General features: G+C 50.8%; 27 protein-coding genes. 14 read left to right on the top strand and 13 right to left on the bottom strand.

The annotated features are described in order from the left end of the window. Nucleotides 1-186 precede the first annotated feature (186 nt). Nucleotides 187-429 (top strand): hypothetical protein, encoded by a 243-nt coding sequence (locus FEK30_RS08020; RefSeq protein ID WP_052349580.1) that lies wholly within the window; start codon nucleotides 187-189, stop codon nucleotides 427-429. Here the strand turns inward: FEK30_RS08020 and FEK30_RS08015 are convergent. The 4 genes from FEK30_RS08015 to FEK30_RS08000 form a co-directional block, all read right to left on the bottom strand. After that, entirely contained in the window at nucleotides 426-809 is a 384-nt protein-coding gene (locus tag FEK30_RS08015) for a VOC family protein (RefSeq protein ID WP_138072788.1), read from the bottom strand. The two genes, FEK30_RS08020 and FEK30_RS08015, sit on opposite strands and share 4 nt — an antisense overlap. 3 nt (nucleotides 810-812) lie before the next feature. Next, the gene (locus tag FEK30_RS08010; RefSeq protein WP_138072786.1) at nucleotides 813-1,937 is read right to left on the bottom strand and encodes a DUF3747 domain-containing protein; all 1,125 of its coding nucleotides are present in this window, start codon (nucleotides 1,935-1,937) and stop codon (nucleotides 813-815) included. A gap of 153 nt (nucleotides 1,938-2,090) precedes the next feature. Then, complete coding sequence (locus FEK30_RS08005; protein ID WP_030005999.1) at nucleotides 2,091-2,381, bottom strand: hypothetical protein; 291 nt, start codon at nucleotides 2,379-2,381, stop codon at nucleotides 2,091-2,093. A 162-nt stretch (nucleotides 2,382-2,543) separates the two neighbouring features. After that, complete coding sequence (locus FEK30_RS08000) at nucleotides 2,544-2,660, bottom strand: photosystem II reaction center protein I (protein WP_015132356.1); 117 nt, start codon at nucleotides 2,658-2,660, stop codon at nucleotides 2,544-2,546. 158 nt (nucleotides 2,661-2,818) lie between these two features. Here FEK30_RS08000 and FEK30_RS07995 point away from each other — a divergent pair, with 158 nt between their 5' ends. Both FEK30_RS07995 and FEK30_RS07990 read left to right on the top strand, forming a co-directional pair. Next, the gene (locus FEK30_RS07995; RefSeq protein WP_181445683.1) at nucleotides 2,819-3,781 is read left to right on the top strand and encodes a DUF6282 family protein; all 963 of its coding nucleotides are present in this window, start codon (nucleotides 2,819-2,821) and stop codon (nucleotides 3,779-3,781) included. A gap of 33 nt (nucleotides 3,782-3,814) precedes the next feature. Continuing rightward, nucleotides 3,815-4,600 carry a DUF1350 family protein gene (locus FEK30_RS07990; RefSeq protein ID WP_062432810.1) on the top strand — a complete coding sequence of 262 codons (786 nt, stop codon included), beginning with the start codon at nucleotides 3,815-3,817 and terminating at the stop codon, nucleotides 4,598-4,600. Between the two features lie 17 nt (nucleotides 4,601-4,617). Here FEK30_RS07990 and FEK30_RS07985 read toward each other — a convergent pair whose 3' ends face one another. Beyond that, entirely contained in the window at nucleotides 4,618-5,913 is a 1,296-nt protein-coding gene (locus tag FEK30_RS07985; protein WP_138072784.1) for a Glu/Leu/Phe/Val family dehydrogenase, read from the bottom strand. A 208-nt stretch (nucleotides 5,914-6,121) separates the two neighbouring features. Between FEK30_RS07985 and FEK30_RS07980 the strand changes: the two genes are divergently transcribed. From FEK30_RS07980 to FEK30_RS07950, 7 genes are all read left to right on the top strand, one after another. Further along, on the top strand, nucleotides 6,122-6,703 hold the full coding sequence (locus FEK30_RS07980) for a DUF4126 domain-containing protein (protein ID WP_062432805.1): 582 nt from the start codon (nucleotides 6,122-6,124) through the stop codon (nucleotides 6,701-6,703). 52 nt (nucleotides 6,704-6,755) lie between these two features. Beyond that, nucleotides 6,756-7,967: a molybdopterin molybdotransferase MoeA gene (locus tag FEK30_RS07975; protein ID WP_138072782.1), complete on the top strand. Its 1,212-nt coding sequence runs from the start codon at nucleotides 6,756-6,758 to the stop codon at nucleotides 7,965-7,967. A 135-nt stretch (nucleotides 7,968-8,102) separates the two neighbouring features. Continuing rightward, on the top strand, nucleotides 8,103-8,570 hold the full coding sequence (locus FEK30_RS07970) for an LptA/OstA family protein (RefSeq protein ID WP_012306399.1): 468 nt from the start codon (nucleotides 8,103-8,105) through the stop codon (nucleotides 8,568-8,570). Between the two features lie 3 nt (nucleotides 8,571-8,573). Beyond that, nucleotides 8,574-9,317, top strand: coding sequence for an LPS export ABC transporter ATP-binding protein (gene lptB / locus FEK30_RS07965; protein ID WP_138072780.1), 744 nt, complete (start codon nucleotides 8,574-8,576; stop codon nucleotides 9,315-9,317). A gap of 140 nt (nucleotides 9,318-9,457) precedes the next feature. Then, nucleotides 9,458-9,835, top strand: a complete 378-nt coding sequence (locus FEK30_RS07960; protein ID WP_255447999.1) for a hypothetical protein — start codon at nucleotides 9,458-9,460, stop codon at nucleotides 9,833-9,835. A 29-nt stretch (nucleotides 9,836-9,864) separates the two neighbouring features. Then, complete coding sequence (gene lepB, locus FEK30_RS07955; RefSeq protein WP_138072776.1) at nucleotides 9,865-10,437, top strand: signal peptidase I; 573 nt, start codon at nucleotides 9,865-9,867, stop codon at nucleotides 10,435-10,437. 33 nt (nucleotides 10,438-10,470) lie between these two features. Continuing rightward, nucleotides 10,471-11,412, top strand: coding sequence for a glycosyltransferase family 2 protein (locus FEK30_RS07950; protein WP_138072774.1), 942 nt, complete (start codon nucleotides 10,471-10,473; stop codon nucleotides 11,410-11,412). A gap of 11 nt (nucleotides 11,413-11,423) precedes the next feature. On the opposite strand, the gene FEK30_RS07945 is transcribed toward FEK30_RS07950, so the two are convergent. Further along, nucleotides 11,424-12,089 carry a class I SAM-dependent methyltransferase gene (locus FEK30_RS07945; RefSeq protein ID WP_065710250.1) on the bottom strand — a complete coding sequence of 222 codons (666 nt, stop codon included), beginning with the start codon at nucleotides 12,087-12,089 and terminating at the stop codon, nucleotides 11,424-11,426. A 73-nt stretch (nucleotides 12,090-12,162) separates the two neighbouring features. On the opposite strand from FEK30_RS07945, the gene FEK30_RS07940 reads away from it, so the two are divergent. Next, a complete protein-coding gene (locus FEK30_RS07940; RefSeq protein WP_138072772.1) occupies nucleotides 12,163-13,863 on the top strand; it encodes an ABC-F family ATP-binding cassette domain-containing protein in 1,701 nt (566 codons plus the stop codon). A 17-nt stretch (nucleotides 13,864-13,880) separates the two neighbouring features. After that, nucleotides 13,881-14,963, top strand: a complete 1,083-nt coding sequence (locus FEK30_RS07935; RefSeq protein WP_138072770.1) for a YheT family hydrolase — start codon at nucleotides 13,881-13,883, stop codon at nucleotides 14,961-14,963. 28 nt (nucleotides 14,964-14,991) lie between these two features. On the opposite strand, the gene FEK30_RS07930 is transcribed toward FEK30_RS07935, so the two are convergent. From FEK30_RS07930 to psbX, 6 genes are all read right to left on the bottom strand, one after another. After that, nucleotides 14,992-15,207, bottom strand: a complete 216-nt coding sequence (locus FEK30_RS07930) for a hypothetical protein (RefSeq protein ID WP_030005987.1) — start codon at nucleotides 15,205-15,207, stop codon at nucleotides 14,992-14,994. Next, the gene (locus FEK30_RS17095) at nucleotides 15,207-15,335 is read right to left on the bottom strand and encodes a hypothetical protein (protein WP_255447998.1); all 129 of its coding nucleotides are present in this window, start codon (nucleotides 15,333-15,335) and stop codon (nucleotides 15,207-15,209) included. The genes FEK30_RS07930 and FEK30_RS17095 overlap by 1 nt, the downstream gene beginning before the upstream one ends. Before the next feature lie 130 nt (nucleotides 15,336-15,465). After that, entirely contained in the window at nucleotides 15,466-15,966 is a 501-nt protein-coding gene (locus FEK30_RS07925) for a TolB family protein (RefSeq protein WP_138073770.1), read from the bottom strand. 65 nt (nucleotides 15,967-16,031) lie between these two features. Further along, nucleotides 16,032-16,952 carry a Ycf66 family protein gene (locus FEK30_RS07920; RefSeq protein WP_138072768.1) on the bottom strand — a complete coding sequence of 307 codons (921 nt, stop codon included), beginning with the start codon at nucleotides 16,950-16,952 and terminating at the stop codon, nucleotides 16,032-16,034. A 73-nt stretch (nucleotides 16,953-17,025) separates the two neighbouring features. Then, nucleotides 17,026-18,276 carry an RNA-guided endonuclease InsQ/TnpB family protein gene (locus FEK30_RS07915; RefSeq protein WP_138072766.1) on the bottom strand — a complete coding sequence of 417 codons (1,251 nt, stop codon included), beginning with the start codon at nucleotides 18,274-18,276 and terminating at the stop codon, nucleotides 17,026-17,028. A 240-nt stretch (nucleotides 18,277-18,516) separates the two neighbouring features. Continuing rightward, nucleotides 18,517-18,633: a photosystem II reaction center X protein gene (psbX, locus tag FEK30_RS07910; protein ID WP_030005983.1), complete on the bottom strand. Its 117-nt coding sequence runs from the start codon at nucleotides 18,631-18,633 to the stop codon at nucleotides 18,517-18,519. A gap of 76 nt (nucleotides 18,634-18,709) precedes the next feature. Between psbX and FEK30_RS07905 the strand changes: the two genes are divergently transcribed. Both FEK30_RS07905 and FEK30_RS07900 read left to right on the top strand, forming a co-directional pair. Then, on the top strand, nucleotides 18,710-20,335 hold the full coding sequence (locus FEK30_RS07905) for a PhnE/PtxC family ABC transporter permease (RefSeq protein WP_255447997.1): 1,626 nt from the start codon (nucleotides 18,710-18,712) through the stop codon (nucleotides 20,333-20,335). A gap of 100 nt (nucleotides 20,336-20,435) precedes the next feature. Continuing rightward, nucleotides 20,436-21,554: a hypothetical protein gene (locus FEK30_RS07900; RefSeq protein WP_138072764.1), complete on the top strand. Its 1,119-nt coding sequence runs from the start codon at nucleotides 20,436-20,438 to the stop codon at nucleotides 21,552-21,554. 10 nt (nucleotides 21,555-21,564) lie between these two features. Here FEK30_RS07900 and recO read toward each other — a convergent pair whose 3' ends face one another. Beyond that, the gene (gene recO / locus FEK30_RS07895; protein WP_138072762.1) at nucleotides 21,565-22,377 is read right to left on the bottom strand and encodes a DNA repair protein RecO; all 813 of its coding nucleotides are present in this window, start codon (nucleotides 22,375-22,377) and stop codon (nucleotides 21,565-21,567) included. Nucleotides 22,378-22,384: the final 7 nt, after the last annotated feature.

Here is a 22,384-nt window from a genome sequence, read left to right as displayed (position 1 = left end):
AAATTACAGGCCAGGGGACATGGTTGATATTTTACGCCTTTGGGGTTTGGGCAAGGAAATTTTCTAGGAGTGCCAAGATCAAGATTTAAGCCAATATTTAGTACCGATGCCACTGGGCCAGGTGTTGCCATAGTATAAAAATTGAGAGAAATATTTCCGTGGCCGTTTACGAGGAAGGATAGATCCATGAAAGTTAAGTTCATGAGTGCAGGCAATTCGGTGAAGTTAGTTATTTTTCTGTTGCTGGCATTTGTGGCGGTGGGAGATGTCTTTTTACCGGAACCTCTCAAGGGGGCGAGTAAACAAATAAAGACAACCGTAAACAATCTTGTCCTGGGTATTTTGCCACGGGAGGGATTTCAAGATCCCCATGAGCGGACGGAAAAGGCCGTAGAAGAAATGGAACAGGAATCAGGGAGCCAACCCTAGGGATTGGGTTGAATAGCATTACTTTGGTGCAGAATTAAGCGGTTTTGGGCAGGATCGTAGGCGTAACATTCACGTCCATGAGAGGCTGTTATGATTTCACCATTTATCGCTCCCCCTAAGGCTTGCACGGTGGCGATCGCCTCTTCGAGATCATCAACTTCTAGGCAAAAACTCAAAGCCCCTGAGGTTCCGGTAAATTCTGCTTGGTGTTGGGGACTGGGTTGAAAAATGCCGATTTTCAGACCCAGAATCCGAAACTCCGCGTAACGATCTTGGCTGTAGCTTGCGGGTTCGTCATTCAGGAGGCCACGGTAAAAGTCAACCACCTCCTGCCAAGGGTCAGCGGCGATCGCCACAAAGATTTCTGAAAAATTTGCCATCACTTACTGCACAGGGACAATTTGCACGGCTAGACCCGTTTCTCGCAAGCGCATTTGCAGATCTTGGGCTTCAAATTCTGCGGCGAAGGCTCCGGCTTGCATCATCCGGCGATCGCCAACCCACGTATGAAACGCATCCGGGATAACAGCCTTTAACCGTTCTTTTTGTTCTGGGGTTTGGGCATCAACCACTACCCGGTAACGCAAGCCTAAACTCTGGGCTAGGGAAGCACTATTGGGCGGTGGCGGTGGTTGTTTGCCTGGTTCTTCGAGGCGAATGACCCCGGTATTGCTAGAACTGTAGGTGGGGATAGAGCGTTGGGGGACAGGGAGAACGTTGGGATTGCTGGGATTGCTCGGTAGACTCACGATGGGTTCAGGGGCCGCAGGAACTGTAATTGCTGCCACGAGAGTTTCGTTCGGGCGACTGGTGGTTTCTTGGTAGGGAGGCACAAAAATCTGAATTGTTTCGCTGCCAGAGACCGATTTTTCGGTGATTTTGCTACTGGTATAGGTGGTGGGCGCAGTTGCAACCCATTCCTGTCGGGGAGCGGCAGCAACCAGTTGATCACGGGGCCGTTCATTGGCGAGGTAAATGTGACCCAGGGTTTTTCCTTCATAGGTGCGTTTCGCCATGCGCCAACCCGGATTAAGGTTAATCTTCAGCATCCCCTGGGCCAGCCCTCCCGTATCTCCCACTTCGATGGGCGATCGCCCCGGATTTTCCACATCAAAAGCCTTGAGGACAACCGCTCCCCTTTCCTGAACCAGTTGGAGGCGATAGCGCCAAGCCATATCTTGCTCCCCTAGGCGCAGAGAATAGCCGTTGGAATCGGTGCTGCGGCCACAAATCCCCGTAAAGTCAAATTGCAACAGTAGCGGATCAATGACCGTGGGAGAGCCTGCCTGTTCTCGCCAACAGGCCCGGTTTTGATCAAGTTGTTCAAGGATCACAAGATTATAGGCTTCACCACCAGCAAGGGGGACGGCGATCGCCACCACATCTCCAGGAGTCAAATCCTGGGTGCCAAACAAACCGCTATTAGCTTGGGCTATGGGTGCAAAGCTAATGGGCCCTAGGGTAGCCATACTCACCCCCAACGCCGTGAGACCTGCGCGAATATTCATCTGATCCTCATCACCAAAATGAACAATGGGCCTGGGTTTTCCCCTGGGGGAAAGCTCAGAATTGCCAGCATTTTAGCACCGGACTTTTGCCTCTCCCATCCCCTATCCGGCCATCAGTCAACAAAAATTTATAGTTCCGTGTGCCGACACAGTTTAAAAGGGAGAAATTGTTTGCAGCAGTTTCCGCAACCGGAGAAGAAAAATGGTGTGCTGGATGTCTGCATTGACGGTGGGGGGAAGATTTCGTTCCGCCTGTTCCTGTTGGATTTCGGCGTATTCTTGGGCAGTGACGGGTTCTCCATCAATGGGCGATCGCCCTTCGGTAATCATTTCTGTGCGCAACACCTCCTCCGGTAAATCCTCTGGGGGCGGCAAGGCGATCGAGAGGGGCGTTGTCAGGAGCAAAACAACGGCGGTTATGGGAAAAGCAGGTCGTCTTAGCATGGTGACATTTAGGGGACAGTTGCGGGGGACTCAATGGCCTTTCTTTTCAATGTAGCGAATCTAAAACCCATACCCATGAAAAAGTGGGGTTGCCCTAGGACAGATCCCCACCATTTTTGATGCTGTAAATCAAGTTTGCTGCGATAAACAGCCCAAAATACTTTATTCGAAATCCTTTCTACCGGGGTTGCGGGTTGGGTCGCTAGATAGAAAACCGAAGATAAACAGAGATACAAAGAAAATGACTGTGATGTAAACAGCAATCTTAAGGGTAAGCATATTTATAGGTCTCCTGTGAACACAAAACCAACGGATGCAATTGGTTTTATGAGGATATTTTAATTAACGTAACATATCATACGTTGATATCCTCGCTTCCGTAAACGAAAGGAATCCTTAAACCGTATTCGCTAGCGCAAAAGCTATCATTCTCTGCCATGGAACGTCCCCTTTATTTCCTTAAAAATCCTTGCCTGTTGCGGTTGGTAGTCGGGATCGGTTTGGGCCTCTGGATTTGGGGGGTTGGGATGCTGGGGGCGATCGCCACGGATTTTAAAGGCAGTATCGATTTCCATGTCCATTCTGCTCCGGATATCACGGCTAGGTTATACGACGACTTAGAACTGGTTGAAAAAGCGGCCCAGGCAGGGATGCAAGCCCTCGTGCTCAAAAACCACGTCACCCCAACGGCGGATCGGGCGGTGTTGGCCCACAAAGTTGTGCCGGACATGGAAGTATATGGCGGCGTTGTGCTCAATGAAACGGTGGGCGGCTTAAATCTCCGGGCTGTGGAAACCATGGATCGCCTGGGAGAAGGGCGGGGAAAAGTCGTTTGGCTACCCACCATTGATGCGGCCCACCATCGTCAGACCCTAAACCACCGCTTTGGGGGATTGCGGGTTGCCCGTTATGGCCATCTGGTGCCAGAAATGCCGGACATTTTGCAGTACATTGCTGCCCATAATCTGGTTTTAGGTACGGGCCACATTTCCCCAGCAGAAATTCTCACCGTTGTCCCTGTGGCGAAACAATTGGGCGTTGAAAAAATCCTCGTAACCCATGCCATGGCCACCGTACCAGGATTAAACCTCGCACAAATGCAGGCGATCGCCGACCAAGGGGCTTTTTTAGAATTAACCTACGTGAATACATTGATGGGGGAAAATGCCACCGAAGCCGACCACCAAGCCTGGGAGAATGTGAGCATTGAAACAATGGCGAAGGCGATCCAAACCATCGGCGCAACCCACTTTGTCCTGAGCACCGACCTCGGACGAGCCCTTGATCCATCGCCCATTGAAGGCTACCAGCGATTTTTAGAACAGTTGGCGGCGGCGGGCATTTCTGAAGCTGACCTGTACCTGATGAGCCACACCAACCCCGAAAAACTTTTACAATAAAAGCCACTTTTAGTAAGCAACAAACGGCAAATAATGATTTGGCAAGAGTCTGGTGGCAGTTGGATTTTAATCCCAGTACAACCGGTGGGGGTGATTCATTTTTTGGGGGGTGCTTTTGTGGGCACTGCGCCGCAACTCACCTACAAATGGCTCCTAGAACAGCTTGCTGCCGAAGGGTATGCGATTATCACCACTCCTTTTGTGAATGGTTTTGATCATTTGGCGATCGCCCGGCAGGTGCTTAACCGCTTTGAAAATATCCTCGAACGACTGCAAAACTCAAACCAACTGGGCTACCGTTACCTCCCTGTCTATGGTGTGGGCCACAGCATGGGCTGCAAAATTCACCTGTTGATTGGCAGCTTATTCAATGTGCAACGGGCAGGCAATGTTTTGATGTCCTACAACAACTTTCCCGTGAAAAAATCTATTCCTTTCTTCGAGCAGTTTGACCCGGATAACACGATTAATTTTGAATTTACCCCTTCTCCTCTTGAGACCAATGAAATTATCCAAACCAGCTACCAGATCCGGCGCAATCTCCTGATTCAGTTCAACAACGACACCATTGACCAAACCCCAGATCTAACCCCCATCCTCATCGAGCGCTTTCCCAATATGGTGGCCACCCTCAACCTCACGGGGAATCACCTCACCCCCTTAGGTCAAGATCTAGACTGGCAATTTACCGAAGGCTTTTCTCCCCTCGATACCTTTGGCCAATGGTTAAAACAAGGCCTATCAAAGGATCTAAAGGGACTGAAAACAGAGATCTGCCGTTGGTTGAACCCTGCTGATTTTGCCGTCTCTAGAGCGTAAATCGAAAGAATTCTCCCCTAGGCCGAACTGCCTGAAAAATAAGTGCGTGTCCCCTTCGCATCTAGGGCCTCACCGAGGCGCATCAGAGCCTGGACATAGGCCGCAGTCCGCATCGAAATCTGTCGCGTTTGGGCAATGTGCCACACCTGGTTTGTGGCTGTAACCATACGTGTCTTCAGCTGATCACGAATGTCCGTCGCTGGCCAATAAAAGCCACTGCGATTTTGCACCCACTCAAAATAACTCACCGTGACCCCCCCAGCATTGGTGAGAATATCCGGCACCACCATAATTCCCTTTTCTTCTAGGATGACATCCGCAGCCGAGCTAATGGGGCCGTTGGCCACTTCAAAAATTAATTTGGCTTGCACTTGATGGGCATTGTCCGCCGTAATTTGATTTTCAAGGGCTGCCGGAATCAAAATATCAACATCTAAGGTCAAGAGTTGTTCATTGGTGATTGTTTGGTGTTCAACAATATTACAAACGGATTTTTCACAATAAACAGCAGCCATATTCCGACTTTCTGACTTGTACTGGCGGATGCTCGGAATATCTAAGCCCTGTTCTGCATAGATCCCCCCACGGGAATCACTAACGGCGACAACACGGTAGCCAGCGCAGGCTAGTTGTTGGGCCAGTTCTGCTCCGGCATTGCCAAACCCTTGCACCGCAACGGTGGTTTTTTCGGGGACATATTCTAGTTTTTTGCAGATGGTTTTAATCACATCAAAGGCACCACTGGCCGTCGCGGTATTGCGTCCTTGGCTTCCCCCCATGCCCAAGGGCTTGCCCGTTACGACCCCCGGCAAAATTTTCCGTTGAATAATGCTGTAATGATCCATCATCCAACCCATCACCATGGCATTGGTATAGGCATCTGGTGCCAAAATGTCCGTGTCGGGGCCAATGGCATCGGCGATCGCCTCGATGTAACCCCGGCTCAAACGTTCTAGTTCGGCTTTAGAAAGGCTTTTGGCATCAACAGTAATGCCCCCCTTGGCTCCCCCAAAGGGGAGATCTAGCAAGGCACATTTGAAGGTCATCCAAAAGGCCAGGGATTGTACTTCGTCTAAGGAAACGCTGGGATGATACCGCACGCCTCCTTTACCCGGCCCCCTAGTGTCGTCATACCGCACCCGATACCCCCGGAAGATTTTCAAAGAACCATCATCGAGGCGCACGGGAATAGAAACGCTCAGGCTCATTTTGGGATATTTCAAGCGTTCGCTGGCATCTTCAGAGATGTTGACGTGGTGGAGCGCTTTTTCGAGGCGTAGGCTAGCATCGCTCAGGAGAGAATTTACCGTCATGGTTCATGGTTTAAGCCGAATAAGGGGTATTAAATCACGGTGACTTTGGCTTGTGAGGTTGGGAACATGAATCACGGGGAAATCGTTACATCTGCTGGTGTGAAATCATTCGGGATTGGAAAAAAGGCCATCCCTAAAAATGGAACGATACACTGAAGGGTAAGGTCTTCTGTCCACGGGATTGTGGCACAGAATTTTTTATGCAGACATGATCATCGGATTTTTGGCGGTATTGTCAGCAGCGGCGGCGGCGGGAATGCGCATCGGTTTACCGTTGCTGATTATTTTGCTGCTCCACAGTGATGAATTGGTGGCAAATTTGCCTGGGATCGGTTGGTTGCCGCCCCGGGTTTTGATCGCTATTTTTACGATGTGGGCCGTATTTGAGCTGTTTGGCTCGAAGCAACTCCTGGGTCAACGCATTCTCCAGGCGATCGCCCTCTTATTTAGTCCGATTGTGGGGGCTATTTTGAGCCTGACCGTGGCCCAGGTGATCCGTTTAGAATTTGAACCGCTCTGGCTGGTGGGGGTAATGGGGGGGCTGGTCGCTTTTGTGCTGAAGCTGACTTTGACGGGGTGGTTTTTCCGGTTGCGGGGTCTGCCCCTGTGGTGGTCTTTTACGGAAGATTTTTTATGTGTGGTGCTGGTGTTGTTTGCCTTTCAATCGCCGGAGCAGGGCGGCATTATCGCGATGATTTTGCTGTGGTTAGCGGTGCGCAGTTCCACAGAATGGAAACGCTATTACGAAGAGAATCGCCAGCCCCAAGGTGATGCTTCAGGGCCAGACTAACTTGTTTGGCAAACTGACCTACTATATTGGGTGTCAAAATGCGTGACGAAGTATGATTTCCGTTGATCAAGCCCAAGCTTTAATTCTCCAGGCGATCGCCCCCCTGGGCGAGACTGAACCCAGCACCCTAGAAACGGCTCTGGGGCGGATTTTGGCGACGACGGCGACCGGAAAATTAGATATTCCCCACTGGGATAATTCCGCCATGGATGGCTATGCGATCCGGTTTGCAGACCTGGAAGAAGAGCCCGTCGAACTAGAAGTTGTTGAAACGATTCCAGCAGGTCAAGCGCCCCAAAAATCCCTAGCATCTGGTCAAGCCGCGCGCATTTTTACCGGGGCAATGTTACCAACCGGAGCGGATACGGTGGTGATGCAGGAGCATGCAGAGCAATGGGGTGATCGGGTCAAAATTTTACAAAATCCCTCTTTGCGGCAGTTCGTGCGCCAGCGGGGTGACTATTATCGCGCCGGGAAACCCCTTTTAAAACCGGGGCAACGGTTGGGCGCAGCGGATTTAGCCGTTCTTGCGGCCTGCCAATGTGTGGAATTTCCGGTCTATCGGCAACCGAGGGTCGCAATTTTTTCCACGGGAGATGAATTGCGATCGCCCCAGGAGAATTTAGAAGTCGGCCAGATTGTTGATTCGAATCGCTATGGTTTGACGGCCTTTGTCCAGGGGCAACGGGCGATTCCGAAAAATTTTGGCATTGTCCCCGATGATCTGGCCCAACTGAAAGCAACCATGGAAAAGGCGATCGCCGCCGGAGATCTCATCCTCTCGACGGGGGGCGTTTCCGTGGGCGAGTTTGATTATGTTGAAAAACTCCTCGAAGAATTAGGGGGCGAAATTTTCATCCGTAGTGTGGCCATCCGTCCCGGTAAACCCCTGACAGTGGCGAAATTTCCTGGAAATAAACTCTATTTTGGGTTGCCCGGCAATCCGGTATCGGCCCTGGTGGGTTGTTGGCGGTTCGTGCAACCTGCGTTGAAAAAGTTGTCCGGCGATGCTGGGCCTTGGGCACCAGAATTTGTCTGGGCCACCTGTGATCAGCCCCTCAAGGGCGCTGGAAAGCGGGATACTTACCTGTGGGGAACCTTGGTAGCCACGGCGACAGATTATCTTTTTCATTTGGCTGGGGGCGGCCACAGTTCTGCGAATTTAGTGAATCTTGCCCAAACCAATGCCCTCGCCATTGTCCCCCAGGGGACTGGTGAAATCCCAGCAGGCGATCGCCTCCGGGTGATGCGTCTCCAAACCTAGGAGAATTTTTGTTGAAAAGGGAAATCCCAGGCTTACTATAGGAAGATAATTCCGCAACTCAATCGGCCATCGTTGCGTCTTTAGGGTAAATAGCCGCACCCAGCGCGCATAGTCTTTTTAGCAGGTACAACAATTATGACGGTCAAGGGCTTTGGTAATCGAATGATTTATGGATTTGGGGGACTCTCCTTGGCGATCGCCGCCACGGTCAGTCAGCTTCCCCCCCAGCAGGCCGCCCAAGCCCAAAATGCCAATGCCCTCACGGTGCGTTCTGATATCCAAGAGGCGAATACCGAAACGGGGATTATCACTGCCCGGGGCAATGTACGGATCAATTATCCCGCCCGCAATCTCCAGGCTACTGCTGCCCAGGCCCAATATTTTTCAGAAGAACGTACACTAGTGCTCAGCGGCAACGTCTATGTCCTCCAGGATGGCAATAGTCTCCGGGCAGAACAAATGACTTATTCCATCGACGAAGGACGCTTTGTCGCCACCCCAGGCCGCAGCGAACAAGTAGAAGCCAGCTATCTCATTCCCGAACAGCCCCCGACAAGTCAATCCCGCACCCCTGCTCCCATTACCCTCCCCGAAGACGAATAAACCGTGACCATCGTTCTCGAAAACATCCGTAAAACCTATGGCAAACGCGTCATTGTTAACCGTGTCAATTTAAAAGTAAATCAAGGGGAAATTGTCGGCCTCCTGGGGCCAAATGGTGCTGGGAAAACCACTACCTTTTACATTACAACGGGTCTGATTAAACCCAATGAAGGGCGCGTCTGGCTCCAACGGCAGAACATTACGCCCCTAAGTCTAGATGAGCGGGCCAAACTCGGCATTGGTTATCTCACCCAGCAACCCAGCATTTTTCGGAATTTAACGGTCAAGGAAAATATTCAACTGGTTCTCGAACAGTCCCCTTTGTCCCACCGCCAACAGCAACATCGCCTCAAGGAACTGGTGAGCGAATTTCGGCTGCACCGCATTGTGAATACCCATGGTCGTCTGGTGTCAGGGGGCGAACGACGGCGTACCGAACTGGCCCGCGCCTTAGCCGTCGGCGGTCAAGGGCCGAAGTTTCTCCTACTTGATGAACCCTTTGCTGGGGTTGATCCCATTGCCGTCGCTGAAATTCAACAAATTGTGGCCCAACTGCGGGAACGGGGCATGGGAATTTTGATCACCGACCACAACGTCCGCGAAACCCTTGCGATTACTGACCGTGCTTACATCATGCGGGACGGGGAAATTCTTGCGGCGGGAACGACAGAAGAGCTTTATAGCAATCCCCTTGTGCGGCAGTATTACCTTGGGGAAAATTTTGAGCGCAATGTGAAATATTTCTAGGGCAAGGGTTGCGGGGCGATCGCCAATGGGTAAGGTTTTTACGGACTGAGACTTCATAAAACGTTAGGTAAAAGTTCCTAAGAATTCGTTAGGCTCAGATCAATAACATCATCTTTTTTTAAGAGCCTTTGAATATTGCCGTGTTCGAATTGAGTAGCGTTTTTGAGCAGTTGTGTGAATTTTCCCGGTGCCATTGTATTGCCATCTGTGGCGGTTTGGTTCCCTTTAACCTGATTTTGAGTTTTTTGACCTTGGTGTACGTGGTGCGCCAAGCTTCCCCCAGTTTGATCCAAAGAAATGCGATCGCCGTTTATGGGGGCGTAACCCTGATGGTGCTCCATGTCAGCACGTGGTTCCTGGTCGGCGTTGTAATGGTGCCCACCTTCCTCCTGCCTGCTTTTGGGGCAGTTTGTGTCGCGATTAATCTCTGGGGAACCCAAGCGCCCGCATCCCTGCGCCGTTTCCTGTTTTGGCTGTGGGGAACTGTACTGAAACGAAGCGAACGTGCCACAATATAGAGCCGTCGTATCAAATTTCACGGAGACCCATGGGCGATCAGGGCGAACACCTCAGCACAAATCAACAACCGAAACCATGGGCCGCCCTCTGGGAAAATATTCGCATTCTAGTCATTGCCCTGGCGATCGCCTTGGTGGTGCGCTGGTTTATCGCGGAACCCCGGTATATCCCCTCCGGTTCGATGCTGCCGACCCTCGATTTAGGCGATCGCATTGTTGTCGAGAAACTATCCTATCGATTCCAGCCCGTGCATCGGGGTGATGTGGTGGTTTTCCGGACGCCCCCTCAATTAGAACTCCTCGGTTACGATCCCCAACAAGCGTTTATCAAAAGAATTATTGCCACCCCCGGTGAAACTGTATCCGTTCACAATGGCACCGTGTATGTTGACCAAACGCCCTTAACGGAACCCTTCATTGCTGCGTCGCCTGACTATGAATTGCCGACCCTAACGGTGCCGCCCCACAGTTTTTTTGTCCTTGGTGATAATCGCAACAACAGCAATGATTCCCATATCTGGGGCTTTGTCCCTGCCGATAATGTTATTGGCCATGCCATTTTTAAATTTTGGCCCCTGAACCACCTCGGCAAAATTCTCTAGAACTATTTTCTCAACCTGCCCCCCCTTCTTTCGATGATTACTTACTCCATCATCATCCCGGTGTACAACGAAGAAGCGAATCTTCCGGAAATGTATCGGCGCGTTGTCCAGGTCATTGAAGAGTTAGATGGCCCCGCAGAGTTGGTTTTAATCGACGATGGCAGCCAGGATCGCTCCCTCGCCATTTTGGACGAATTGCACCAAAGGGATCCCAGGGTCCACTACTTAAGTTTGGCGAGAAATTTCGGCCATCAAATCGCGGTTACAGCTGGTTTGCAATATGCCCAAGGGGAGGCGGTCATTATCATGGATGCCGATCTCCAGGATCCCCCCGAACTGGTTCCTCAATTAATTGAAAAATGGCGGGCGGGCTACCATGTGGTTTATGCTCAACGGGTAAGTCGGGCCAAAGAAAGCCGGTTTAAGAAGCTCATGGCCTATGGCTTTTACCGAATTTTAAATCGATTCACCGATGTCACCATTCCCACGGATACGGGGGATTTTTGCTTGATGTCCCGTCAGGTGGTGGATATTCTCAACAGTATGCCCGAAAAACATCGCTACATTCGGGGTCTCCGGGCCTGGGTGGGGTTTCCGCAAACGGCGGTACGGTTCAACCGGGAGCCGCGTTTTGCCGGCGATGTCAAATACACCTTTCGTAAATCCCTGAAGCTTGCCATTGATGGGATTATTTCCCTGTCCCGTAAACCCTTAAAGATTGCCACTTATTTGGGTTTGGTGACGGCCCTAGTGGCGATCGCCATGATGATTTTGGTGTTATTTTGGCGGATCTACAATGCCCCGGCCCAGTTAATTGGCTATACCTTGATCACCATTGCCATTTTCTTTTTGGGAGCTGTGCAACTTATTTGTCTTGGCATTCTCGGTGAATACATTGGCCGCATTTACGACGAGGTGAAACAGCGCCCCCTCTACACCGTTAAAAAAGCGGCAGGCTTTGACGAAGTACTTTAAGCCAGATTTTTCTAAAGTTTGCGGGCGAGGGTCAGACCATCAGCTACAGGCAATACCGTCAAACTAATGCGTGGGTCGTTGTACAAAGCTTCATTGAAAGCGCGAATTTTTTCCGTACGTTTGTCTTGATCCGCTGGATCGGCCACGCGTCCCGACCACAACACATTATCAATGACAATGACACCGCCGACCCGCAATAGTTTGAGAGACCGCTCAAAATAATTTAGATAATTTCCTTTATCCGCGTCAATGAAGGCAAAATCAAAGGTACCCGCTTGGCCATCCGCTAGCAGAAGAAAATCTAACGTTTCGAGGGCTGGGGCAAGGCGGAGTTCAATTTTTTCGGCGACCCCTGCTTTTTCCCAATAGGTTTGGGCGATCGCCGTTGGCCTTGGGTCGCGATCGCAAGCAATGACTTTTCCATTTTTCGGCAGCGCTAAGGCGACAACAAGAGCACTGTAACCCGTAAAAACGCCGATATCTAGAGTTTTCCGCGCCCCCAGCAGTTGCACGAGCCAGGCCATCAATTGACCCTGTTCCGGGGCGATCTGCATCCGGGCCGCTGGGTGTTGGGCCGTGATTTCCCGTAATTCTTTGAGGACGGGATGCTCTTTGAGGGAAATGTGGAGGAGGTAATCATATAAAGGGGCGTCCAGGGAGAGGCTACTACGGGTCATGGCAAAGGAGTGAACGAAAAAAGTTTACAATTTGTTATAGACTGATGCTAATCCCACCCAGGAGTTTTTCCCGATGTTAAGACTTGAGCACATCCGCAAAATTTATCCCACCGGCGAAGTTCTCAAGGATATTAACTGGGAAGTGAAAACGGGTGAACGGGTTGGCCTTGTGGGGGTCAATGGTGCGGGAAAATCCACCCAGATGAAGATCATTATGGGGGAAGTGGAGCCGACGGATGGTGAAATTATTCGTCCGGCTGATCTGCGCATTGCCCATTTAACCCAAGAATTTGACGTGGTGCCGACGCGCACTGTCCGAGAAGAACTATGGACAGTCTTCACAGAAGCCAATGCTGTGCAGGATGAAATTCACCGCATTCAGCATGAAATGGCCGAGCCGGATGCCGATTTAGATGATCTGATCCACCAACTTGACCGGGCCCAACGAAAATTTGAAGCCCTTGATGGTTATCGTTTAGAGTCCCAAATTGAAAAAATTCTCCCGGAAGTGGGCTTTGAGATCGAAGATGGCGATCGCCTGGTGAGTTCCTTTAGTGGCGGCTGGCAGATGCGGATCAGTTTGGGCAAAATTCTCCTTCAGGAACCAGATATTCTCCTCCTAGACGAGCCAACTAACCATTTAGATCTAGAAACTATTGAATGGTTGGAAAATTATCTCCGGGGTTTAAAGACGCCGATGGTAATTATTTCCCATGACCGAGAATTTCTAGACCGCCTTTGTACGAAAATCGTTGAAACAGAGCGGGGAATTTCGACCACTTACCTCGGTAACTATTCCCAGTATTTGCAACAAAAAGCAGAAAATAAAGACGCCCAGCAATCTGCCTTTGAGCGCCAACAAAAAGACTTGGCCAAACAACAGGAATTCATTGAAAAATTCCGGGCGAGTGCCACCCGCAGCACCCAGGCAAAAAGTCGCGAAAAACTATTAGATAAGGTCGAACGCATCGAAGCACCCATTAGTGATGTGCGCACCCTCAAGTTCCAGTTTCCCTCAGCGCCCCGGGGTGGCCAGGAGGTGGTGACGATTCAGGATTTGACCCACACCTACGACGACAAAATTCTGTTTCTCGGTGCGAATCTGGCCATCGAACGCGGCGATCGCATTGCTTTTCTAGGGCCGAATGGCTGTGGCAAGTCCACAACTCTACGCATGATCATGGGCATGGAAAGCTACGACGAAGGCAACGTTAAAATTGGCACCCACAACATCATTCCCGGTTATTTTGAGCAGAACCAAGCTGAAGCTCTCGACCTTGAAAAAACGGTAATGGATACGATCCACGATGAAGTACCCGATTGGAAAAATGGCGAAGTCCGGACGCTCCTAGGGCAATTCCTCTTTAGTGGCGACACCGTTTTCAAAAAAGTAGGTGCCCTTAGTGGTGGTGAAAAAGCCCGGTTAGCCCTGGCAAAAATGTTGCTGCGGCCCGCAAATTTTCTAATCCTCGATGAGCCGACCAATCACCTTGATATTCCAGCGAAGGAAATGTTGGAAAACGCCCTCAAGGAATATGACGGCACCGTGGCGATTGTCTCCCACGACCGTTTCTTTATTTCCCAAGTCGCCAATAAAATTGTCGAAATTCGCGACGGAGAATTTATTGTTTACAACGGCGATTATCATTACTATCTTGAAAAAATCGAACAAGAAAAAGAAGCAGCACGACGACGTCTAAAAGCAGAGCAAGAAGCGGCGAAAAAAGCAGCAAAAAAAGCCAAGCAATTGGCCAAGAAAGCGACTAAAAAATAATAGCAAGATGTAGTTTTATGTTTTATCAACCGCCCCTCTGGTTACGGTCTGGCATTGCCATGACAATCTATGCGGCCTTTGGTGCTGCGAAACAGTGGCACAGTCAACCAAAAACATCTCCTTTAAAGTATCGGGAGGTGATCCTGACGGGGGCGAATCAAACGCCTATTTTTTGCCAATATGCGCAACCCAGTGATTCAAAAGGAACGATCGTTGCTACCTATGGCATTACCGGCAGTTTAGAAGACCAATGGTTTTTAGAAATTCTCGCCCATAAGGCTTTCCAGGCAGGCTATGGTGTTTTGTTGTTCGATTGGCGTGCCCATGGCAAAACAGCAGCCCTCTCCCCTGATTTGACTAGCGATGGTCTCCTCGAAGGCGAAGATTTTGTGCGTCTAGCGGCCCAGGGCAAACAACAACTGGGGTTAAAGCCGCCTTTTTTCTTTGCTGGTTATTCTCTGGGGGGACAATTAGCTTTATGGGGATTAAAAAAAGCCCAGGAATTGGATTTAAAGGCTTTAGGGTTGCAACCAGAAGATATTCTTGCGGGTGCTGTCATTTGCCCCAGTTTAGAATCCCACCGTTCCCTCAGTTATCTCGAAAAACATCCGTTCAAATGCTATTTTGAGCAGGCGATCGCCAAAAATCTACAGAAGCTGGCTTGGCAGTTACAAAGCTACCATCCCCACGCTTTCCAGACTGAAACCATTGAAAAGGCGACGACAATCCGAGAGTTTGATCAGTATCTCGTGATTCCCAAGCTGGGTTTCACCACAACCCAAGCTTATTACGAGGCCAGTAGCCCCCTTTATTTTCTCCAGGATTTACACAGGCCGACTTTTATTTTGTATGCAGCGGATGATCCCCTCTTTGCGCCGGATCTTGTTGAAGATCTCCGCTATGTCGATCAACGGAATACTCACCTAAATACCCAAATTACAAAGTTTGGGGGCCATGTGGGTTACATTAGCGATCGCCACTGTCAAAACCATTGGGGAGACAGTGATCCCTGGTGGGCATGGCAAAGAATTCTTTCTTGGTTTGACCAACAGTTAAGTCAGCACCACCGGACTCGTTCTGTCACGACAGCGCAACAATAGAACAATAGTCAGAAAGTCGCACAGAAATTCAAAGATCAGAAGAACGGGCTTTGAGGCGCTCGATGATGATTGGTAATGCAATGACGAGTACCTTAACGACCCAGGGGGCGTAACACAAGGCCAGAAATCCGGCGAGGATAGCCACGCATCCCGTGGCAACTTTGACAATTTCTTCCTTTGTGGTGACACTCAAACAAGTTGCACAAGCAGCAACTCCGAGACTCAAAATCGATGGGTTAATCATTATTCAATACTATTTCTGCTGCAAAAGGCGATCGCCCGAATGGCGTTGGTGCGGATTTTTACTTCCCTAGCTGTCATGGTGGGGCGGTTAGGGAGCGCACAGTCAATAAAAGTTAAGATATATGACATGATACTCCGATCTACTCATCTGTCAAGGTAGAGCAAGACGACTTTTTCTCACATTGTTAACAATTGCCCACAGCAATGGGGCTCAACATTTTCCGCTGAAGCAATCGCCAACTTACCTACAGCGGCGCGGTTAACCTGACGGATTTACAATCACTTCCTGGGGTAAATCAAATTCAATATTCGGGCCACGGTCTAAAACCTCAATGTCCCACTGGCCCCGCCGAGCTGATTCAAACACTACATAGCGGCCATCGGGGCTAATTTGGGGGTTGCGCACCCAATGACGGTAGCCCTGGGTCAAAATATCAGACTGCTTGGTCGCCCGATCGTAGAGGATAATATCCGGCTTCCCCAGGGGACTAGAAAGATAAACAAGGTAACGCCCGGTACGGCTTAGGCTAGGGCTTTCATAAATTGCATTTTTTTGATTGAGATTCGGCAATTCCACAAACTGCTTTTGGTTTAAGTCATAAAAAAGCAGTTCACTGGTGCCATGGCGATTGGAAATGAAGGCTAACCAGCGACCGTCCCCACTCAACGCAGGCTGTTCATCGTGGAAGCGGCTATTGAGGGAAACGGGGGTTAAGGGGGTGTTGCCAAAGGAGCAGCCTCCCAATCCCACCAATATCATCAACAACCAGAGAAAGCGAGGGGTTTGCCTAAGCACGTTCGTTAATGGGCAGAAAATTCGGGCAATTAGTAGTCGAAATTGACGGGGTTGTTGGGGCGATCGCCTTCTGGCATTTCTGGATTGTCGGGGGCCGGATCATCCCAATCTTGATCCTCACCAAAGGAGGCCCCATCAATGGGTTGATAGTCAACGGTGGCCACTTCCTCATCGGAGGCACCATAGTTATCGGGGCGAGGCCGACGGGGACGACGGGGGGCTGGTGGCTCATCATCGGGTCGGGGGCGGCGGGGTCGACGGGGCGCTTCATCGACGGGGCGATCGCCTTGCTCCCAGGCATCTTCTGACCAGACATCAGTGACATTACCGCTGCTGGGGCCATAGGCATCGTAGCCGCCATTGTCATAGCGATCCGGACGGGGGCGGCGGCTAGGGGGTGTGGGGCGACTGGGACGACGACTGGTGGGGCGGCCACTGGGGCGATCGCCATAATCCGTGGGAGGACGATTGGTGGGGCGGCTACTGGGTCGGGTACTCGTTCCCCGAGGGGCTTCATCTTCGTAACCCCGGCTCCGACTCGAACGGGGTTCAGGATAGCCCCGCAACCGACGTTCATAGCGTTCTTCCCCTTGGTAAGGCTCAATCTGATCCAGCTCCGCCCGATAAACCCGACTGACGGGCCGTTCATCGTCCACAATGGGCGTATTGCGGCGGGCCTGCTCTGTGGCCAAACCCCGGAGGCGAATTGATTCAATGGCGAAAAATACTGCTGAGCCAGACAAGAGAAATTGACCAAATTGCAAAATCGGGTCTAAACGCCACCCTTGGAACAGGAGAATGAAGCCGCACAATAGCCCAACCGCCGCAAAGAAAATATCGTGGTCGCGGGAAAGTTCTGGGCGTACCGACCGTAAAAAATAGAGGGATGCACCCGCTGCGGCCAGCGCAATCCCCAAGATACTGGCGGAATTTAGCCCAAAATTAACCATTGTTGATCTCCCTTGACTCTACCTTCTATAGTGACATACTCCCGACTCTGCTCTAGGAGACAGCGCGGGCTTCTTAAGTCGCCTCAAGAAATTCCTGCTTCAAAGCCTCCCCACTGGGCGTAGCTCCACAGGATTGAACGGTCTGTCCAACCGCTACACTTCGACATGCTTCGACAAGCTCAGCAACATGCTCAGTGCTAGCTAGTCCACGATTGCGAATTACTTGCCCACTGGCTACATCTCGATTGGTTGTGTAGCCACATTCTGGACATTCATGCCGACGCATGGACAAATCTTTTTTCACCGCTACCCCACACTCTGGGCATTCCTGGCTTGTACCAGCGGCTTTAACTTTTTGGAAATACACCCCACGCTTAAAGCAAACCCATTTCAATGTATCCAGGAACTGCCCCCAACCCGCATCCAGGCAATGCTTCCCCAGCATTCCTTTTGCCAGTCCTTTTAGGTTCAACTCCTCCGCAAATATCATCCCTGCTTGGTCGCAGAGATGATGGGCTAACTTACGGTGAAAATCTTTGCGTCGGTTCGCAATTCGTTCATAGAATCTGGCGACTCGTTGACAAGCTTTTTGCTGGTTCTTTGAACCTTTCTGCTTTCTGGCAACGGCACGGTTCAGCACTTTCAGCCTGTGTTGTGCCTCCACAAAGAATTGAGGTCTTGCTATCAACTCGTTGTCTGATGTAGCAACAAAATGACTTAACCCCACATCAATACCAATGGCGTGGCCTTTAATTGGGGGTTCTGGTATTTTGACGTCGCTTTGGATTACCAACTGGATATACCAGCCAGAAGCGCGTTTAACCACCCGTGCTTGCTTCGCCTCAAACCCATCAGGGATAGGACGGTGCATCACGGTCTTCACCCAGCCAAATACAGGCAACTTGATTTGATTGTCACCAATTGGGTTTTTGCCCAACTGCGGGAAGTTAAAGCTGCGAAAACGCTTCTTAAACCGTGGGAATCCGAACCCACTATTCCACAATGCATTAAACGCCTTTTCCAGCCTGCCCATCACATCCTGAAGCACTTGAGAATGCACCGCTTGCAGAAAAGAATTAGTTTTCCTTGCGGCGGTCAAATTGCGCTTTTGACTGTAATAGGTCGGCTTTTCTGAATCCATTGGGTAAATAAATTCCCGCTGAATACTGCAAGCATTAACTGGGCACTTACGGGACTGAATCCAGTCACGACGCTCCGCCAAGGCGTAGTTATAGACGCGTTTGCACGTTGCCAGCCACTCCTCCATTGTGGAAGATTGATTGGCCGTTGGATAGGCTCTGTACTCGTAAGTGAGGTTAAGCATCAGGTTATTCTATCAGGTTCTAGGGAGCTTGTTGATTTCCCTAAGATTTGTTGTTTGTCTCCGCGTTGCTATGACTTACCGCTTCTTATCCCGACGCTGTAATTTTAATTCAGCGTCGGGCTTCCTCATGATTTAGCTAACGACTTCCGTTTCCAGACTATAAGATATCTCAGATGAAAACAGAGGTGGGCAATGTTACAAAATGCCCACCTCGCAGTTTCGTGTTTTGGAAGGGAATATCTAGCGCTTAATTTTGTCCTGCTGACTGATGAAAATCAAAAATGCGGTGGCAGGAATGACCACAACTAAGGTGCCAGCCAAGAGGCTATAGAAAAAGTTTGCCAAAGAGGGAGTCATAATGAGGGTTTCCTTAATGTGTTTAATAATTATTTGTTGATAATTTTGCCATACTCTCCGCCGAATCTTGCCATTGATGTTTAGAATCTCCCTGCCGCTGCCCCGAAATGTTCAGCCCAAGGCTTGGGGATTTGGTCTTTTTGGCCTGGCGATCGCCTGCAGTTTGATCGACGTTACCGTTCGGGGTGGAGCCCTATTTAATGGCCAGGGTTTAGGCACCCTTGGGCGATTTGTGGGGGCCGCTTTTCAGCCAAATTTAACAGTAGACTTTCTCCTCCTGACCTGCCAGGCAAGCCTGACCACCTTTGCCTATGCGATCTGCGGCACCTTTTTGAGTTTGGTGGTGGGTACTATCGGCGGGCTACTCAGTGCCAGGTTACTCTGGGAGACGATATTTCCCCAAGGCAAGCGGTTAGGAAGCGGCATCCGGTTGCTTTTAGCTGTACCCCGTTCGATCCATGAGGTGGTGTGGGGTCTGATTTTGATTAATGTTTGGGGCCTAGATCCGGTGGTGGCCTTGGGGGCGATCACCATTCCCTTTGGGGCGATTGTGGCGAAAATTTTTGCTGAAATCATTGATGAGACTCCCCGGGCCGCCTTTGAAGCCTTAATTTATAGCGGTGTCCCCACGGCCCAAGCTTTTCTCTATGGGATTTTGCCCCAGGCTTTGTTTAATTTGTTGTCCTACAGTTTTTATCGCTTTGAATGTTCCCTGCGTTCGGCGGCTGTGTTGGGCATTATTGGTGCTGGGGGCCTGGGCTATGAGATTTATTTAAGCCTACAATCCCTCCGCTACGAACAGCTTTGGACGTTGTTTTATGCCCTGATTGCGTTGAATGGGATGGTGGATTGGGGGAGTCATTTTTTGCGGCAACGGCTAGATTGCACCAGTCGCTTTGACCTCAACAGCCACCGTTACAAATTGGGGGGACAGCGACGGGATTGGCTCCTCGGTACGATGCTTTTCGGTAGTGGTTTAGTGGCTTGGGGATTTGGGTATATTCAGCCCGATTGGTCGCGACTCTGGTCTGGCCGGGGCCAAGACTTTTTGGAGGAAGTTATGACTCAACTCCAGACCGTCAGTTTCGATTTCGCCCAGGGAAAACAGTTAGCGATCCTGAGTCTACAAACTCTGGAGATGTCTATTTTGGCGATCGCCTTAGCGGGGGTGGGCGGATTCTTTCTGGCCTTTTTGGCAGCGAAAAATCAGCGGCCCATTTTCTGGGGACAACGGCTCTTAAGTCATTTAGTGCTTTTGGTCTGTCGCAGTATTCCGGCTCCCATCTGGGCATTGGTAGTGGTATTCGTGATGTTTCCGGGGACTTTGCCGGGGGCGATCGCCCTGGGGATTCATAACCTGGGCATTTTAGGCAGATTAATGGGCGAAGTAATTGAAAATGTTCCCCCTGCGCCCCTCAATGCTCTCCGGAACCTAGGCAGTAGCGAAGGCAATGTTTGGCTCTACGGTACGGTGCCTTTAACGCTGCCTAATTTTATTGCCTACAGTTTTTATCGTTGGGAAGTCTGTCTGCGGGAAACGGTCATTGTCGGCCTCGTGGGGGCGGGCGGCCTCGGACGGCTTTTGATGGAACAATTGAGCAGTTTTAATTATGGTGGCGTCAGTCTGACCTTGCTTTGTTTCCTCTTGCTTACTTGGGGAGTTGATAGTTTTAGTGGATTTTTACGACAACAGCCCCGCTAAATAAACTGAGCTTTGGCGATCGCCGGGGTCTTTTGACAAGACTTTTTTTTTGAGCTTTACTTACAATGACATTTCAAGTCCATAGGCTGTTCTTGCGGTTATGTCCGATGTTGCCCCGTTAAATCTCCAGGATCTGCAAGCGGATCTCCAAACTCAACTTGAAGCAGAATATTTCCCCACAGACCCGATTCAGGTGCGTTGTCTCTTTAAGGAAGGTCTGTTGCTTGTCCTGGTGCAACATCAAGCTCCGGCCCCGGCAGAGCTCCCGCCCCTTTTCCGGCTGATCCGCGATCGCCTCCAGGGTGATCCCCGCGTCCAAGGGCATCAAACTCTCATTTATTTGCGAATCACCGGGGCCAACGAACCCTATGCTTTCCACGCCCTCACCCAGTCTGAAGTCGAGCCGGTTTCCGATGGAAAACCTCCAGAAAGTGAACCGGACTCCCCTGAACAATCTGAATTTCCGGAAGATATTGACCTCGAAGCCACGGATGATCCCTTTCCGCCCGTGGGCAATGAGTTAGAAGAAGACTCGTTTGACACCGCCGCCCCAGAAGAAGAGCCGACGGATTCCAGCGGCGATTTTGAAGGGTTTACCACTGCTGACGGGGGGCTAGAAGAGTTTACCGAATCCTCTAATCGCCCTCGCAAAAAAGGCCCCCTAATCCTCGGTGCGGGTTTGTTGTTAGTCCTTGTGGGGGTAGCGGGCTATGGTTTGAGTCGTCCCTGTGTGATTGGTGCCTGTGCGCCTCTGACCACCGCCACACAACTGGCTGATCCGGCTCGATCGCTGTTTGCTGCTGGCGAAAATCCCTCTGGCCAAGCGATTCTCCAGGCCCAAGCCAATTTAGAAGAGGCGATCGCCACCCTAGAAACCGTGCCCCGTTGGTCGCCTCGGTACGGAGAAATGCAGACCCAAATCGCCGATTACCAGTCCCTCAATGGCAGTCTTGGCAATCTAATCACAGGCTTATCCCAGGGAGCAACGGCAGCCCAAATGGCTGAAAATCCGCCCTCTTCTGTGGCCCAATGGCAAGAGATTATTGAACAGTGGCAAACGGCGATCGCCACCTTAGACGCAATTCCAGCAGAGGATTTTTATTACGATTTTGCCCAGGCAAAACGGGCCAGTTACCAACAAAATCTAGCGGCTGTGGAACAACGGGTACAACAACTCCAGGCCCAAGAATCCTCAGCCCCGGCTGCAGCCAGCAATTAACGATCGCCCCTTAAAAAGCTAAGGGGGCAAGGGTATCAATGAGCGGGGCCGCTTTGAGGGTTTTGCCAATGTGATGCTCAAGGTACTGCCGTAACAGATGTTCAACCCGGAGCCAAGCCGTTTCTAAGGAAAATACCATTTGTTCTGCTTGGGACCACCGCTGCAGCTCCGGCAGGGTGCGGTTGGGCAGCATTTGTAAAATATCTAGTTCCAAAGCCGTCAGCCGTTGATCGGGACGAATGTTTCCCTGGCCCAGCACCATAATCCCCCCCAGATCGTGACTAAAGCCAATGCGCCACCGGGGATCAACAAAGTTGGGAGAAATAAGGGTTTGACTGCCCTGGCAATGTTGAACTTGAGGGGCAAAACCGGCGATCGCCAACAGATGAAATAGAGCTTGGGTTAGGTGGGCGATGATCTGGGTCACCCTGGCGCTGGGCTGAAATTCTAAAGCTTCGATGCGGCGCAGATGTTCCCGGAGCAATTCATATAGTTCCGGCTGGGGGGTGTGGCTCACTGCGAGGTAATGGGTTACTTCTGCGAGGTATTGACCCACGGCTAATTTGGCAAAATCATGTCTGAGGCCAGAATAGGAGGTGAGCATATCCGCCTGCTGAATCCGGTCTAGCGATCGCCCCCTGGTCAAAACAAATTCATTGACCACCAGTAATTCGGTGCGTCCCCGCAGGGCAGAACGGTGTTGACGCGCCCCTGGGGCTACGGCTTTTACCAACCCTTGTTCCGGCGATAGGATCGTTACCAGCCGATCCGCTTCACCGAGGGGGCTGCCTTTGAGAATGATGCCTGTGATTTTAAAAGACATGCCGTAT

The sequence above is a fragment of the Picosynechococcus sp. PCC 11901 genome (genome assembly GCF_005577135.1).
Taxonomy (GTDB): Bacteria; Cyanobacteriota; Cyanobacteriia; order Cyanobacteriales; family MRBY01; genus MRBY01.
This window is presented reverse-complemented; position numbering and strand designations above follow the sequence as displayed.

Excerpts from the sequence above, each read along its gene's own strand:
- FEK30_RS08020 (WP_052349580.1), top strand. The coding sequence starts at position 187 with ATGAAAGTTAAGTTCATGAGTGCAGGCAATTCGGTGAAGTTAGTTATT.
- FEK30_RS08015 (WP_138072788.1), bottom strand. The coding sequence starts at position 809 with ATGGCAAATTTTTCAGAAATCTTTGTGGCGATCGCCGCTGACCCTTGG.
- FEK30_RS08010 (WP_138072786.1), bottom strand. The coding sequence starts at position 1,937 with ATGAATATTCGCGCAGGTCTCACGGCGTTGGGGGTGAGTATGGCTACC.
- FEK30_RS08005 (WP_030005999.1), bottom strand. The coding sequence starts at position 2,381 with ATGCTAAGACGACCTGCTTTTCCCATAACCGCCGTTGTTTTGCTCCTG.
- FEK30_RS08000 (WP_015132356.1), bottom strand. The coding sequence starts at position 2,660 with ATGCTTACCCTTAAGATTGCTGTTTACATCACAGTCATTTTCTTTGTA.
- FEK30_RS07995 (WP_181445683.1), top strand. The coding sequence starts at position 2,819 with ATGGAACGTCCCCTTTATTTCCTTAAAAATCCTTGCCTGTTGCGGTTG.
- FEK30_RS07990 (WP_062432810.1), top strand. The coding sequence starts at position 3,815 with ATGATTTGGCAAGAGTCTGGTGGCAGTTGGATTTTAATCCCAGTACAA.
- FEK30_RS07985 (WP_138072784.1), bottom strand. The coding sequence starts at position 5,913 with ATGACGGTAAATTCTCTCCTGAGCGATGCTAGCCTACGCCTCGAAAAA.
- FEK30_RS07980 (WP_062432805.1), top strand. The coding sequence starts at position 6,122 with ATGATCATCGGATTTTTGGCGGTATTGTCAGCAGCGGCGGCGGCGGGA.
- FEK30_RS07975 (WP_138072782.1), top strand. The coding sequence starts at position 6,756 with ATGATTTCCGTTGATCAAGCCCAAGCTTTAATTCTCCAGGCGATCGCC.
- FEK30_RS07970 (WP_012306399.1), top strand. The coding sequence starts at position 8,103 with ATGACGGTCAAGGGCTTTGGTAATCGAATGATTTATGGATTTGGGGGA.
- lepB (WP_138072776.1), top strand. The coding sequence starts at position 9,865 with ATGGGCGATCAGGGCGAACACCTCAGCACAAATCAACAACCGAAACCA.
- FEK30_RS07950 (WP_138072774.1), top strand. The coding sequence starts at position 10,471 with ATGATTACTTACTCCATCATCATCCCGGTGTACAACGAAGAAGCGAAT.
- FEK30_RS07945 (WP_065710250.1), bottom strand. The coding sequence starts at position 12,089 with ATGACCCGTAGTAGCCTCTCCCTGGACGCCCCTTTATATGATTACCTC.
- FEK30_RS07940 (WP_138072772.1), top strand. The coding sequence starts at position 12,163 with ATGTTAAGACTTGAGCACATCCGCAAAATTTATCCCACCGGCGAAGTT.
- FEK30_RS07935 (WP_138072770.1), top strand. The coding sequence starts at position 13,881 with ATGTTTTATCAACCGCCCCTCTGGTTACGGTCTGGCATTGCCATGACA.
- FEK30_RS07930 (WP_030005987.1), bottom strand. The coding sequence starts at position 15,207 with ATGATTAACCCATCGATTTTGAGTCTCGGAGTTGCTGCTTGTGCAACT.
- FEK30_RS17095 (WP_255447998.1), bottom strand. The coding sequence starts at position 15,335 with ATGTCATATATCTTAACTTTTATTGACTGTGCGCTCCCTAACCGCCCC.
- FEK30_RS07925 (WP_138073770.1), bottom strand. The coding sequence starts at position 15,966 with ATGATATTGGTGGGATTGGGAGGCTGCTCCTTTGGCAACACCCCCTTA.
- FEK30_RS07920 (WP_138072768.1), bottom strand. The coding sequence starts at position 16,952 with ATGGTTAATTTTGGGCTAAATTCCGCCAGTATCTTGGGGATTGCGCTG.
- FEK30_RS07915 (WP_138072766.1), bottom strand. The coding sequence starts at position 18,276 with ATGCTTAACCTCACTTACGAGTACAGAGCCTATCCAACGGCCAATCAA.
- psbX (WP_030005983.1), bottom strand. The coding sequence starts at position 18,633 with ATGACTCCCTCTTTGGCAAACTTTTTCTATAGCCTCTTGGCTGGCACC.
- FEK30_RS07905 (WP_255447997.1), top strand. The coding sequence starts at position 18,710 with ATGTTTAGAATCTCCCTGCCGCTGCCCCGAAATGTTCAGCCCAAGGCT.
- FEK30_RS07900 (WP_138072764.1), top strand. The coding sequence starts at position 20,436 with ATGTCCGATGTTGCCCCGTTAAATCTCCAGGATCTGCAAGCGGATCTC.
- recO (WP_138072762.1), bottom strand. The coding sequence starts at position 22,377 with ATGTCTTTTAAAATCACAGGCATCATTCTCAAAGGCAGCCCCCTCGGT.